Below are 13,801 nucleotides of genomic sequence, written 5' to 3'. Positions count from 1 at the left end.
TTTTTTATTGTGTCCGCCGCTAATCGCATTTCTCATTATTACTTTTGAAAAACAAAAGCACCAATAACAAGATTGATAAGCGTGTGTTTTTAACACCGAAAATTAATATACCATATCGTGGTTACAGAATCAACCTAAATCGTACATCAATCGTTGATTTTATTCGATTAAAGTTAATTTTTCGACATTAATATAATTTTTTCTCTCTTTTTCGGATAAGGGAATGCCTGATAGCAGTTTACGAACTTGCTCATCTGTTGATTCTTCCTCGATTAGAAAGTAACCAGCTCTAATCGCTGTATCACGATCTTTAAGCAGTTTTGCAAAAGAAACTGTATCTTCAATAATATTGTAATCAACAAGTAATTGGGCGGTTTTGTTAACAGTTGCACCTGGATGAACACGCAAGACATACTGTATCGCATGCTCAGTTGCTTGTACGTCAGGTTCTGTTACCTTTTCTGTTACTTCAGGATCAGGTTGTTCTTCCGCAACTGGTGTAGCTGCTGTGGGCTGCTGTGCCTCTTTATCAGTTTCGATATCTGTTTCTATCCCTGTTGTGTTAGATGGAGTCGATTCAAGTTCTTCACCCTCCACCTTATCATCAACTACATTATCTTGCGGTGTTATTTCAGGTTTTGCTGAAGCTCTATCAAGAGTAGTATCATTGATTTCATTGCTGATCTGATCAAGTTGTTTCTGACTATCTGCACCTAGATTGAAAAGTTGGAGTAATAGTGCACCAATGATTATTCCAATTCCTACACCGATTAGTAAGGATCGTTTATGCATTACGCGCATTCTCCTCTTGCTTTGCTAGTTGCAATATTAATTGAACTTCACCTTTGTTTTTACCAAGCTTCTTGGCAATTGCTTCAACTGACTTCCCATTATCATACAATTCGAACAATTCAACGTATCGATTATGTATACTGTTCTCCGGAATAATACTTTGCTTCAACTGTTCTAGCTGTGAATCGAAAGCAGCATGTTGCATATCCTGTGCCGAACTTTGACTTGTAAAATGTGTATTTGCTGCTAATAATGATAATTTCGTTTCTAAAGCCACGTTTGCATGCGAAAGGGAAGAAAGCTGCTCTTCTAATTCTGAGCACTTCTTCTCCAAACGCGTAATTTGATCAGTCTTTAAGCGGTCTTCCTCGCGCATTGTTTGTAAAGAGGTCGTTAGCATCTTAACCAATCCATCATGCTCTTTCTCCATGTTTTCCATAAATTGCTCGAATGACATTTCTAATTGTTCGAATTGAGCATGATTTGAACCAGAAGCAGCTTGGTACTTCTTGTTTTTTGGTAATATCGCTGCTGTAACAGCAATAACTGCTCCTAATAAAGCGATATATTGCCAAGATTGCATATTGTATCCCGCCTTGATTAATCTGAATTATAATCGAATATCGAGTCTATGCCCTTTATATGGATGCTTGCTGTCGTCATGAAGCTCCTGGTCAACACTCTTATCGGTTTTTTTCTGATTCTTTGATTTATGCTCCTGTTGATTAGCATTGTCTTGGTCACGTATGAGGGTTTTGTCAATCTCTTCAACCGAATTCGCTACAGATCTTAGTTCGTCAGTATGTTTCAAAGCATTTGAAGCTAAAATTGTCTGCTCAGTTACCGGCCTCTGACTCGCTTGCTGTTGAAGCGAACTCATCTCAGGAGTCCTTGGTACCGATAGTTGGAGATTTAATGGATTGATGCCCATAATTATCACCCCAATTCATATCATTGGTATTAATATATTGGTAACATAACAATTTCTCCATCTTCATACTTGAAAAGGATATTTGAAGTACTATCTTTGATATATCTAGTATATCGTCCGATTACGATTTTGACACCACCATAAACAGTATTTTTAACACTTACACTTGCCTTCTCACTATTTTCAAGCAACTTTTCAATTTCGAACAAGCGATCCTTCATTTCAGAAACTGAATTTGCTGTCTGTTGCTTCGTATTAATAAGCTTTTGTCTCATTGCAAAGCGATCTGGCGTCAATTTACCAGCTGCCGCCATTTGATCCAAAATAACAAGTGCCTTTTCAGTACGATCCAAGTTTTCAGCGTGTTCTTTCATTGAATGACGTAGTTCTACTTGTTCCTCACGTAAAGTGGGGTTAACACCAACTTCCACAATGGTATTCGTAGACATTGAATTACCAATTGTTCTTGCTGAAACGCCTTCTCCTGCTTGAATGGTTCCACCTACGATAAGACCTTTGGAACTATTACATTCTACTGATTGTCCAGCACGTACAATGGAATGCATTATACTTTGTGAAACAATGATGTTGTGACCAGCGATAAGATTAGCATCTTGTATGAACGAACACTTAATGTTATTTTTCGCTTTTACTTGCCCTTTACCAGAAGCCATTATACCGCCAGTAATTTCGATAGAGCCATCAGATTCTAAGTCAGCACCTTCCACTCCACCGATGACGCGAATATCACCTACTGCTTTTATTTTGAACCCAGTAAGTACATTTCCACGTATAACAACTGTGCCAACAAAATCGATATTACCAACCCGATAATCAACGTCACCATTTACTTCAAATACGGGGAACACATTAATTTTCTCTTGATCCGTTATTGAGATCAAACCATCAATTGCAGAGTATAAAGCATTTCCGTCACCGTTCTTCAATACATTTTTTCCTACTTTAAAGCGTGCAGACTTACCAAGAGTAGCAGCTACTGGTTCACCTTTTACACTAATTCCTGCTTTTCCATAAGAAGGTGGTATCAATTGTGCGATGAGTTGACCTTTATTGACATTATCAAGTTTCTTGATTTGTTTGAAATCTATCGTCTCTGAATCAGATGATTCATCATATACTGCTTGTTTTTTAATTTTAGTAACAAAATCAACTTTACCATCTATCCCTTTACCAGCTGGTGTTCCCTTGGCAATTTCAATTTTTTGTTTCATAAAGGCAAGGGGATCCTTAGCAATTAATCGTAAATTGTCGTACAGTATTCCATGGACAATACCTTTTGATCTAATATATTCGTCTAGGTCTGCCACTTCATACGAAACTTGATCGGTAATATAATGAAAATTTAACAAAGCCGTTAGCTTATCAGCAGAAATTTCGATATTAATGTTGGTATCAAAAATTTGCTTGTCCATATCTGCTCTCCTCTCTACGATTGAAATAATTGTTCTTTGTACTGTTCCAACACTCCGCGCAATCTCTGTATAGCCTTCGAATGAAGTTGAGAGATACGTGAAGGTGATAACGACATCACTTCAGCAATTTCACTTAACGACAAATCTTCAAAGTAAAATAATGAAACTACTGTTCGTTCTTTCTCAGTTAGTCTATCGATACCCTTCATCAAACTTTGTTCTAAAAACACATCGTCAACCGTTGATTCGGGTCTTTTAGCTGCTTGATCTATTAAAAGAGACATTCTTGTCTCTGACTCTTCTTCTCGTAGTGGTTCCTCTAATGAAAAAATAGTAGTAACTGAAATATCTTGAACCATATTGGCGAATTCTTTTTCATTAATATTTAGATACTCACATACTTCCAAATCTGTAATAGAGCGCATATGTCTTTGTTCTAACACCTGATATGCTTCTTCAATTTTTTTAGCTTTTTCTCTTACAGAACGAGGAACCCAATCACCTTGTCGCAAACCATCAATAATAGAACCTCGAATACGCCATGAAGCATACGTTTCGAACTGTAAACCTCTTAAATAATCAAACTTCTCAATCGCATCTATCAAACCCATTATTCCATGACTAGCTAAATCTTCTTTAATTACGTTTTTCGGTAATCCAATTGCCATTCTATTTGTAACATAATCTACTAAAGGCAAATAATTTTCAATCAGGTCTTTTTTGGCGTCTATGTTGCCTTGCTCTCTCCATGCTCGCCACAATTCGATGTTAGTCAAATGAGGCACTTTTTGCTCGTTCATCGAATCACTCTCCTGTTAGATGACGTATTACTTTTGTCAATTCCTCAGATTCCATTTTGTCAGTGTTTACAAGCTGAGTTGGTTTTAGTGGTTGAAAGTGTTGACTCAGGTCTTGTGCACCTTTAACTTCATCAATTGGATTAGACGCTTTAGTTTGTGCAATCTGTGCTCTCAAAACTTCATTCAAGTCTTCATCTTCATCAGGTGTAACTAAATTGACATTTGTCCCTTTAAGCGACTGATCAGCATCTAATTGTGATGCATTCTCTTCTTTCTGATTCGGATTAATGATCACACCACATACCAAACGTACAGGATAAGCTAGTAGAAAAAAAGTAATCAAAGCATAGGTACCTCTAATGAGAGATGTGATAAGTGGATTATTGGTTAGAGAGAACAACATGATCAAGAAAAAACCAAATATCCCAAAACTGAGATTCCAACGCCATGTACCAAACATTTTAAAGCTCCTTTGTTCCAAACTGAACACTACGAACTGATAGAATACCGTTATCACTGCTGATTTCAATCGTTCGACCAAAATTACCACCAGTATCCTGTGCCAGTAATGGAATTTTATATTCCTCTAGTAACATTAAGCAAGATTCCACATTACGAGGGCCAATTCTTAACGTATCGTTCTGTCCAGGTAAAGTAAACATTTGAGAGCCTCCAGCCATTTTCGCTTGGAGCGCACTCATACTTGCACCATTTTCTAATAATCGCTCAATTAATCTAGGAATTGCAGTATCCGAATATTTCGCAAGGTTAATTGGATTTTCTCTAGCAATACTTGAGGAAGGCAACATAACATGCGCCATTCCCGCGATATGCTTTCTCGGATCATATAGGGTTAACCCAACACATGAACCGAGTCCAGTAGTTTTTAACACCTCACCATTAGTAGCGATATTCAAATCTGCCATACCAACTTTGATTAGTTTATCGCTTATCATGGACTACCTACCCCTAGAGCTTGAAAGATTTTTTGGAACGAATCTGGATCAGGTATTAGAAAGAATTGACCTTCAATTGTATTACAATCTTCAATAAATTTTGTCTCGATAAGTAAAGCTGAATCACCCATCTGACCATAATGCATAATGCCGTAGCTTAGAATAGCTCCTGCCATATCATGAGCGACAACTGGAACAGATGGCATCATAGAAAGTTTTGTGAAATCTGCTAAGGATGACAGATAAGATCCAGCAAGTATATTACCAATTTCACATAAAACTGATAATTCCATTTCAGAATAAATACCATCATCGACATGCTGTAGTGGGATAAGCTGCTTCATTAATTGTTGAGCATATTCCTCGTGAATAATAAAGAACATATTACTAGGAACATCACCCTCAACTCGTAAAAACACAGCAACGACGACTTGTTCAGAACCACCTACACGTTCAGCTATTTCTTCAAAAGGCATAAGCCTTACACTTGGAACCGACATATCTACCGGCTTGTTCAATAACGTAGACAAGGCTGTAGCTGCATTACCTGCTCCTATATTGCCTACTTCCTTCAATACATCAAGTTCAAACGCTTCAAACCGGTTAAAATTAGTCAATGATTACACCTCTATCTGTTCTAGTTGAACAAGCTCTGAACGATTCAAAACTTCGGATAGATTCAACATAATAAGCAGTCTATCATCGCCTATTTTAGCAATACCATCTAAGTATTTAGCTTGAATGCCACCAACAATATCTGGCGGTGAATCAATCGTGCTAGTATCAATATCAATAACGTCATTGGCAGCATCTACAATAAATCCAACTTCCATCTCATTAACAACGACAACGATAATACGAGTATGCTCTGTAGCTTCTGTTTCGGGAAGATTGAAACGACCACTTAAGTTAAGAACAGGAACAACAATTCCACGTAGATTGATTACACCTTTGATGAATGATGGTGTTTTCGGAACTCTAGTGATTGGGGACATTCTTTCAATCGTTTTTACTTTGTCTACCTCGATTCCATACTCTTCATTACCTAGTCCAAATACGATTACTTTCAATTCCTCAGCCATACTAACCCCTCCTAAAACTTTTCATAATTCTCGATATACTTCTCAATAATGAAAAGTAGCATCGGAAGTCTATACTTATTTAATTAAAGCGTTTGGATCAATAATTAATGCAACTTGACCATCACCAAGAATAGTAGCTCCTGAAATACCTTTAACGTTCTTCATATATTTGCCCAGTGACTTCAATACAATTTCGCTTTGTCCTATAAATTCATCAATAATAATTGCAGCCCATTTCTCACCTTTGTGGATGACAATAATCTCATGTTCGTCTTCTAGTTGCTCATTGAAGCTAGTAGAATCAAACAGATTTGATAGAGATATAAGTGGAATAACGGCATTTCTGAACTTAATCATTGAATTACCATGAACACTTAAAACGCTAGTTTTAGGAATGATCGCTGTTTCCACGATTGAGCTAAGTGGAACAGCATATTTTTCGTCTCCTAACTTAATAAGCATCGCCGAAATAATAGAAAGCGTTAGCGGTAGCTGTACTGAGAACTTAGTTCCTTTGCCTTGTACAGAAGTAACCGCAACATTACCACCAAGGGAAGTTATTTTTGTACGTACAACATCCAGACCTACACCACGACCAGAAATATCTGAAATTACATCAGCAGTACTGAAGCCTGCTGCAAAAATTAACATATGAATCTCATCATCAGTAAGTTTGCTAACCTCTTCTGGTTTTACAATACCTTTACTAATTGCTTTTTCCAATATTTTATCTTTGTTAATCCCTTTACCATCTTCTTCAACTTCGATAAACACGTGATTTCCACTATGGAATGCGCGTAAGTGTACCGTCCCAGTTTCAGACTTACCGGCTGCAATACGTTCACTAATCGTTTCAATACCGTGGTCTACTGAGTTTCGTAATAGATGGACAAGCGGGTCTCCAATTTCATCAATAACAGTGCGATCAAGCTCCGTCTCAGCCCCAGTAATGACAAGATCAATCTTTTTATCCAATGATTTAGCAAGATCACGGATCATACGAGGGAATCGGTTGAACACTGTATCTACAGGAACCATTCTTAATTTCAATACAATATTTTGCAAATCAGAGCTAACACGTGCCATATGCTCTATCGTTTCTGACAAATCATTACGTTTAATTTCACTAGCTAATTGTTCCAAGCGTACACGGTCAATTAACATTTCGCTAAATAAGTTCATTAAGGAATCTAATCTATCAATATCAACTCGAATTGTACGATTAGCTACAGCAGCTTGAGATACTTGTTTTACATTCTTTTTATCATCTATTTGTACTACAGGAGTACTAGCTTTACTAGAAGTTACTTCAGTAGATTCAGATGCAGCATTTTTACTAGTAGGTGTATCAGAATATGAAAGTGATGCAAGCGAATCTTCATCTAACACAGATACTTCTACGCTCTCAATTTCTGAAATCTTATTAATTTTAGATACAATTTCATCTGAGCTTATTTGAGAAATTGTGAATACTGTAAATGATCTATCAAACTTTTCTTGCTCCAATTCTTCAACAGATGGTTCAGATTTTACGATCTCGCCAGAACTTTCTAATACATCGAATACCATATAAGAACGTGCTGCTTTCAATACGCAACTCTCAGTTAGCGTAATTTTCACATAAAATACTTGATGCCCACTTTCAATAGATTGCTTCAATACTGAAGATTGAAACTGATCTAAAATAGCACCACTATTATTCGTTTTTGCTGATGCGGAACTAGCTGTAGCAGTTGTTGATGCCGCTGTATCCGTTGTATAGTCACCTTTGACGATTTTCACTAGATCAGCTACGATTGCAGATACGTCTGCTTTCCCTGTTCCACCTTCAACGATATCTTGCACCATCGTTTCAAGTGCATCTAAACCTTTGAATAAAGTGTCAAAAATAAAACTGTCCATTTTTAGTTTATTGTTACGAACCAGATCAAGGACATTTTCCATCTCATGAGTTAACGAAGCGAGATCTTCATACCCCATTGTTGCAGACATCCCTTTTAGCGTATGAGCAGAACGGAAAATATCTTGGACAATTGAGATATCTTCTGGATCATTCTCTAACTTCATTAAGTTATCATTTAGCGCCTGCAGGTGATCATTCGATTCGTCAATAAACATTGATAAATAAGCATTCATATCCATTACATGACACCTCCTATTAGTTTGTACCGCACTTTGGAGCCTATCTCATTACTACATTAATAATTTCAGGTGCAATCTGTATTAATGGAAGCACCTTATTCGCTACGCCTAGTTCTACTGCTGACCTAGGCATGCCATACACGATGCAACTTTCTTCTGCTTCCGCAATAGTCGAAGTAACGCCTTGATCAAAGAGTTGTTTCATCCCTTGAGCACCATCACTTCCCATACCTGTCATAATGACAATATGTCTCTCTAATTCATAAAATGGAAGTAAAGAATCAAATAATGTATCAACAGAGGGCCTATGACCATTTCTGGCTGGTGCACTAGTAAGATTAATCTCGTAATGATGGTTAACCATCACAATTTCCATATGATAGCCACCTGGAGCAACATAAGCATTACCGTTTTCCAATTTCATACCTTGACTTGCTTCCATAACCGACAGTTCACTAAAACTATCAAGTCTTTGAGCCAAAGACTTGGTAAACCTTGGTGGCATATGTTGAACAATTACAACAGGAGCTCTTAATGTCCCTGGTAATGCACTTATGACCTCGTGTAATGCTCTAGGACCACCTGTAGATGTTCCAATTGCGACAATTTGCGTAATAGTTTGATCCTTTTTGCGAACCTGTGAAACCACATCATTAGCACCCAACTTATTAACATTAATATTAGGTGTTATCATTGATTTAAGAGGTGTTTCAGAGGTAGCCTTTTTAACAATTGGCTTTGTTTTCTTTTCTATTATATTCGACTTACTAGTTGCTAGTGAGTTACTATTTTGTATATTACCAATTTTATCATTTTTTAATAGATTTGACGCTGTTTCTGTACGATTTTGTAATAAATTAATACTTCCCTTTGTTGTTTCAGTTACTGATTTGAATACATTTGATTTTCTGCGGGTCAGTACTGCGATTTTTAGCTTTTCCAGTATCATATCTCCAACAGAATTAATATCTTGTGACTGAGCCCCTACACTAGTTGGTTTCCGAATAAAATCAAATGCTCCAAATTGCAAAGCCTTTATTGTATCACGAGTGTTGGCTTCACTTATTCCAGATAACATGATGATTGGAAGTTTATGTTTTTTCAAAATGTGCTGTAGCGCATCTATTCCGTTCATAAGTGGCATTTCTAGGTCTAATGTAATGACATCTGGATTGAGTCTCTCTACACTAGCAACAGCCTCAATACCATTAACAGCGGTCCCGATAACCTTAAATTGGGAGTCTTTTTCGATAAGATCGGTTATTATTTTACGCATAAACGCTGAATCATCAACGACTAATACACGATAAGGGTCCATCACTGTTCCTCCATTCTCAAGGATTATCTAGTACGTCTAAATAGTTTATGTAAGAATCCTTTCACACCAGAAGAATTGCTTTTATGTGGTATATTCAAGAAATCTTTCGCTATTAACATAATTCCTTTAGAGGCTTCTGAATCTGGAAATAACATTAATAAAGGCATTTGTTTCTTAACAGATTTCGATACGTGAACATCATCAGAAATGTAACCTAGTACTGGCAAATCAATATTAAGAAATCGCTTCGTAACATTACTAATATTATTGGCTGTCATTTCACCTTCTTGTCGATCAGTTGATCGATTAACAACAAGTCGAAAATTGACATCTGAATCTAATGAATTGACCATCTTAATTAAAGCATATGCATCAGTTATGGAAGTAGGCTCTGGAGTTGTAACAACAATCGTTTCATCAGATGATGTAATAAATTGCGCTGTCTCTTTTGAAAGACCTGCTCCAGTATCAAAAATAATATAATCATACTGACCTTGTAGTTTTAATATTTCTCGACCGAAACGATCAATTTCTTGTTCTGTCAATCTTACTAGTTCTAATAATCCTGAACCGCCTGCTATATAATGCAATCCTTCAGGTCCTATACTAATAATATCCCAAATAGTTTTTTCGTTTTTTATGAGGTGGTACAGATTATACTTTGATGAAGTACCCATAAGTACGTCGATATTTGCCATCCCTATATCTGCATCTAGCACCAATACCTTCATCCCTAACCTTTGTAAGGCTAGGCTGAAATTTAAGCTGAAATTAGATTTACCAACTCCACCTTTTCCACTAGTGACAGAAAGAAATCTCGTTTCCTTCTGATTTTGCGTATCGGAATGCTGTTTTACTAGTTGTCGTAAAGCTTCTGCTTGATCATTCATGATGTGGATCTCCTAGCAATAGTTCTATATAACCCTCTATTGAAAACGCTTCAATATCGTCAGGTACATTTTGACCACTTGTTACGAATAGTGGCTGTAACCCATACATCATAATCATATTAAAAATAGAACCATATACATTGGCTTCATCAAGCTTCGTAAAGACAACTTTTCTAACGCCATATTTGCTAAATTTTTCTGCAACAACGTTCATATCTTGAGTTCTGCTTGTCAGGCTAAGCACGAGAATAGCTTCACTAGCTTCATCCGTTTGCAGTAAACTATTCACTTCTGATACATGAATATCACTTTTAAAGTTACGACCTGCAGTGTCCATGAAAATAAGTTCTGCTTGTTCTAATTGTGCGAAAGCACGTTGCAAATCTAAAGGAGAAAATACAACTTCTAAAGGAATATTCAAAATATTAGCATACGTTCTCAATTGTTCAACAGCTGCAATACGATAAGTATCAGCTGTAATTAGACCCATCTTCTTACCATCTTTAATTGAATAATTTGCAGAAAGTTTTGCTATTGTCGTTGTCTTGCCAACTCCTGTTGGGCCAACAAATTGGACAACTCTAGAGTTCGAATTGATTTCTGCACATCGATATGGAGAAAGCCATTCAAGAAATTTTTGTTTTGAAAAATCCCAAACGGCATCGATAGATAATAACTCATTATTTTGAATTTCTAGTTCGTACAATTCATCGCTAATTACTTCAATCCACTGCTCGAATATTTCTTGTTCTCCTAATCTTTGCTTAATTGCTTCAACTGCTGGAGATAAGGATCGAGTATCATTAGAATTAGATGCTAACCGTTGCATTTCATGACGTAGACTTTTTAATTCATTTACAATAAAGAGCTCCGTTTGTGAAAAATCATTAGACTTCTCTTTCACTAATTCCTGAGACTGATATTGTTGTACATCAGTTTTTACTAGAGCTTCCATAGAAGTTGTAACTTCACCCTGTGATGAATTTGCGGGAATTGATTCCTTCGTAGATTCTCGTTGTACAGGAGAATCTACTTGAGAGGGTCCCCCATATAATTTGGAAGCGAACGATGAACTGTTTCGTATTGCTAAAGCTTCATTAGCTTTAGCTTGAGTAACTGGTGAAGGTGATGTACGAACTTCATCTTCCTCCACCATAGCTGATTCCTTATTACGTTGACTAGCCTTTAATATTTGATCAACAACATAATCTACTTGATCACTAGTTATTTTTTTCGGTTTTTTTTGAGCGCTTGGCTCAACTGCTGCCATTACTTCTATTTTACGCTTCTGAAACATACCTAGAAATCCACCGATTTTGATCTCTTTCGTTTCTAATATGACTGCATCATTTCCCATCTCATCACGTATGAGAGAGACGGCATCAGGCAAAGTATCTACTACATAACGTTTTACCCTCATAGATTAACCACCCCAACGCTTTGGACTTCTACATTTGGCTCTAATTCACTATATGATAAGATTGGAATATCTTGCAATGTCCGTGCAACAACTTGACGTAAATACATTCGAATCGTAGGTGAAGTAAGTACGATTGGTTGCTGACCAGATTGCAGTAAACGATTTACTTGTTCTGTTAATCTCTGATAAATTTGTTGTGATGACACTGGATCAAGTGAAACGTAACTACCTTGATCATTTTGTTGAACTGCATCGATAAGTTTCTTTTCAAGTTGTGCGCCTACAGTAATGACGCGCAATGATTGACCAGCTGTTGAATATTGCAACGTAATTTGACGAGATAATGATTGACGAACATATTCTGTTAAAACATCTGTATCTTTAGAATATTGACCATAATCAGCAAGTGTTTCAAATATAGTAACTAGGTCGCGAATAGATACCTTTTCCTGCAATAGTTTCGTTAATACTTTTTGAACATCACCCAAAGACATAATACTCGGAATTAGTTCATCCACAAGTGCAGGATAATTCGTCTTAACATTTTCAACAAGAGCTTTTGTTTCTTGACGACCAAGTAATTCATGTGCGTGGCGCTTAACGATCTCTGTCAAATGAGTAGCAACAACAGATGGCGGATCAACAACTGTATAACCTGATAGCTCCGCACGTTCTTTGGTCATCTCATCAATCCAGATGGCAGGTAATCCGAATGCTGGCTCAGTTGTCTCAATGCCATGAATCGAATCATCTTCAAAGCCAGGACTCATTGCTAAATAGTGATTCAATAATAACTCACCGCGCGCAACAGTATTTCCTTTGATCTTAATCACATACTCATTGGGCTTAAGTTGAATATTATCTCTTATTCGTATGACTGGAACAACTAAACCTAATTCAAGTGCACATTGCCGGCGAATCATAATAATTCGATCTAACAAATCTCCGCCTTGTTGCGTATCAGCTAATGGAATTAATCCATAACCAAATTCAAATTCAATCGGATCAACTTGTAGTAAACTAATGACACTTTCTGGACTTCGTACCTCTTCAATCTGCTGTTCTTCCACAAGTAATTCATCTTGTGCCGCTTTCTTACTTTGAGAAGTTTGAATTAGATAAGCACCTATTGCAATTCCAATAGCAAACGGCCATGTACGCATAATTCCGATCGGAGTAAAACCTAACATCGCAATCGTACCAGCAGCAACATAAAGTAATTTCGGATACTTGAATAATTGAGCAGTGATATCTTCTGAAAGGTTACCATCAGAAGCAGAACGAGTAACGATTAGACCAGATGCAGTAGAGATTAATAGTGCTGGAATTTGTGCAACAAGTCCATCACCAATCGTTAAGATCGTAAATTTATTAAGTGATTCAGCGAAAGATAAATCCCAGTTCACCATACCAATAATAAACCCACCAACTAGATTGATAATCATCATAACAATCGTTGCTATCGCATCACCTTTAATGAACTTACTTGCACCATCCATTGCTCCGAAGAAATTAGATTCTCTTTCAATAGTAGAACGACGTTCTTTCGCTTCAAATTCATTAATAATTCCTGAATTTAAGTCGGCGTCAATGCTCATCTGCTTACCTGGCATTGCATCTAGCGTAAATCTAGCTGCTACCTCAGCAACTCGCTCAGAACCTTTAGTAATAACAATGAATTGAACAACTACTAGAATTAAGAAGACGACAAAGCCTATAATTACGTCTCCTCCACCTACCCATTGACCAAATGTTTCAATTACTTCTCCGCCCTCTGCCTTAGAAAGAATACTTCTTGTTGTAGAAATACTTAGTGCTAGCCTAAATATTGTTGTAACTAAAAGTATTGCTGGGAAAATAGCAAAATCAAGAGCAGATTTCGTATTCATCGCAACTAGTAAGATCGTAAGTGCTATCGTAATATTCACAATTAGAAGAAAGTCAATAAGCAATGTAGGGATTGGCACGATCATCATGAGAATAATTCCTATGATACCGCAAGTAATAATGAGCTCTTTCAGCTTCATGATGGTCCCA

The 13,801-nt window shown here is 36.9% G+C and carries 14 protein-coding genes; all 14 read right to left on the bottom strand.

What is annotated here, in order from left to right:
* Positions 1 to 159: 159 nt before the first annotated feature.
* The 14 genes from NV377_RS03050 to flhA all read right to left on the bottom strand — a co-directional run bounded on the left by NV377_RS03050 (position 160) and on the right by flhA (position 13,791).
* The gene (locus NV377_RS03050) at positions 160 to 792 is read right to left on the bottom strand and encodes a hypothetical protein (RefSeq protein ID WP_258199690.1); all 633 of its coding nucleotides are present in this window, start codon (positions 790 to 792) and stop codon (positions 160 to 162) included.
* Positions 785 to 1,375, bottom strand: a complete 591-nt coding sequence (locus tag NV377_RS03045) for a DUF6115 domain-containing protein (RefSeq protein WP_258199689.1) — start codon at positions 1,373 to 1,375, stop codon at positions 785 to 787. The genes NV377_RS03050 and NV377_RS03045 overlap by 8 nt, the downstream gene beginning before the upstream one ends.
* Before the next feature lie 27 nt (positions 1,376 to 1,402).
* The gene (locus NV377_RS03040) at positions 1,403 to 1,723 is read right to left on the bottom strand and encodes a hypothetical protein (protein ID WP_258199688.1); all 321 of its coding nucleotides are present in this window, start codon (positions 1,721 to 1,723) and stop codon (positions 1,403 to 1,405) included.
* Positions 1,724 to 1,752: 29 nt separating this feature from the next.
* A complete protein-coding gene (locus tag NV377_RS03035; RefSeq protein WP_258199687.1) occupies positions 1,753 to 3,156 on the bottom strand; it encodes a flagellar assembly protein A in 1,404 nt (467 codons plus the stop codon).
* 14 nt (positions 3,157 to 3,170) lie between these two features.
* Positions 3,171 to 3,956 carry a FliA/WhiG family RNA polymerase sigma factor gene (locus NV377_RS03030; RefSeq protein ID WP_258199686.1) on the bottom strand — a complete coding sequence of 262 codons (786 nt, stop codon included), beginning with the start codon at positions 3,954 to 3,956 and terminating at the stop codon, positions 3,171 to 3,173.
* A 4-nt stretch (positions 3,957 to 3,960) separates the two neighbouring features.
* Positions 3,961 to 4,416, bottom strand: coding sequence for a hypothetical protein (locus NV377_RS03025; RefSeq protein WP_258199685.1), 456 nt, complete (start codon positions 4,414 to 4,416; stop codon positions 3,961 to 3,963).
* 1 nt (position 4,417) lies between these two features.
* Complete coding sequence (locus tag NV377_RS03020) at positions 4,418 to 4,912, bottom strand: chemotaxis protein CheD (RefSeq protein ID WP_258199684.1); 495 nt, start codon at positions 4,910 to 4,912, stop codon at positions 4,418 to 4,420.
* On the bottom strand, positions 4,909 to 5,529 hold the full coding sequence (locus tag NV377_RS03015; RefSeq protein ID WP_258199683.1) for a chemotaxis protein CheC: 621 nt from the start codon (positions 5,527 to 5,529) through the stop codon (positions 4,909 to 4,911). Before NV377_RS03015 ends, NV377_RS03020 begins: the two co-directional genes overlap by 4 nt.
* 3 nt (positions 5,530 to 5,532) lie before the next feature.
* Complete coding sequence (locus NV377_RS03010) at positions 5,533 to 5,994, bottom strand: chemotaxis protein CheW (RefSeq protein ID WP_258199682.1); 462 nt, start codon at positions 5,992 to 5,994, stop codon at positions 5,533 to 5,535.
* Between the two features lie 75 nt (positions 5,995 to 6,069).
* Positions 6,070 to 8,136, bottom strand: coding sequence for a chemotaxis protein CheA (locus NV377_RS03005; protein ID WP_258199681.1), 2,067 nt, complete (start codon positions 8,134 to 8,136; stop codon positions 6,070 to 6,072).
* Positions 8,137 to 8,176: 40 nt separating this feature from the next.
* Positions 8,177 to 9,454, bottom strand: coding sequence for a protein-glutamate methylesterase/protein-glutamine glutaminase (locus tag NV377_RS03000; protein WP_258199680.1), 1,278 nt, complete (start codon positions 9,452 to 9,454; stop codon positions 8,177 to 8,179).
* A gap of 23 nt (positions 9,455 to 9,477) precedes the next feature.
* Entirely contained in the window at positions 9,478 to 10,344 is an 867-nt protein-coding gene (locus tag NV377_RS02995; RefSeq protein WP_258199679.1) for a MinD/ParA family protein, read from the bottom strand.
* Positions 10,337 to 11,764 carry a flagellar biosynthesis GTPase FlhF gene (gene flhF / locus NV377_RS02990; protein WP_258199678.1) on the bottom strand — a complete coding sequence of 476 codons (1,428 nt, stop codon included), beginning with the start codon at positions 11,762 to 11,764 and terminating at the stop codon, positions 10,337 to 10,339. The genes NV377_RS02995 and flhF overlap by 8 nt, the downstream gene beginning before the upstream one ends.
* On the bottom strand, positions 11,761 to 13,791 hold the full coding sequence (flhA, locus tag NV377_RS02985; RefSeq protein ID WP_258199677.1) for a flagellar biosynthesis protein FlhA: 2,031 nt from the start codon (positions 13,789 to 13,791) through the stop codon (positions 11,761 to 11,763). Before flhA ends, flhF begins: the two co-directional genes overlap by 4 nt.
* Positions 13,792 to 13,801 lie beyond the last annotated feature (10 nt).

Source organism: Paenibacillus endoradicis (assembly GCF_024721975.1).
The sequence above is the reverse complement of the archived record's forward strand: the minus strand, read 5'-3'. Positions and strand labels throughout refer to the sequence as shown.

Bases quoted from the DNA above. Each gene is read 5' to 3' on its own strand.
- NV377_RS03030 (WP_258199686.1), bottom strand. From the start codon at position 3,956: ATGAACGAGCAAAAAGTGCCTCATTTGACTAACATCGAATTGTGGCGA.
- NV377_RS03025 (WP_258199685.1), bottom strand. From the start codon at position 4,416: ATGTTTGGTACATGGCGTTGGAATCTCAGTTTTGGGATATTTGGTTTT.
- NV377_RS03000 (WP_258199680.1), bottom strand. From the start codon at position 9,454: ATGGACCCTTATCGTGTATTAGTCGTTGATGATTCAGCGTTTATGCGT.
- NV377_RS03010 (WP_258199682.1), bottom strand. From the start codon at position 5,994: ATGGCTGAGGAATTGAAAGTAATCGTATTTGGACTAGGTAATGAAGAG.
- NV377_RS03035 (WP_258199687.1), bottom strand. From the start codon at position 3,156: ATGGACAAGCAAATTTTTGATACCAACATTAATATCGAAATTTCTGCT.
- NV377_RS03020 (WP_258199684.1), bottom strand. From the start codon at position 4,912: ATGATAAGCGATAAACTAATCAAAGTTGGTATGGCAGATTTGAATATC.
- flhF (WP_258199678.1), bottom strand. From the start codon at position 11,764: ATGAGGGTAAAACGTTATGTAGTAGATACTTTGCCTGATGCCGTCTCT.
- NV377_RS02995 (WP_258199679.1), bottom strand. From the start codon at position 10,344: ATGAATGATCAAGCAGAAGCTTTACGACAACTAGTAAAACAGCATTCC.
- NV377_RS03045 (WP_258199689.1), bottom strand. From the start codon at position 1,375: ATGCAATCTTGGCAATATATCGCTTTATTAGGAGCAGTTATTGCTGTT.
- NV377_RS03005 (WP_258199681.1), bottom strand. From the start codon at position 8,136: ATGGATATGAATGCTTATTTATCAATGTTTATTGACGAATCGAATGAT.
- flhA (WP_258199677.1), bottom strand. From the start codon at position 13,791: ATGAAGCTGAAAGAGCTCATTATTACTTGCGGTATCATAGGAATTATT.
- NV377_RS03050 (WP_258199690.1), bottom strand. From the start codon at position 792: ATGCATAAACGATCCTTACTAATCGGTGTAGGAATTGGAATAATCATT.
- NV377_RS03040 (WP_258199688.1), bottom strand. From the start codon at position 1,723: ATGGGCATCAATCCATTAAATCTCCAACTATCGGTACCAAGGACTCCT.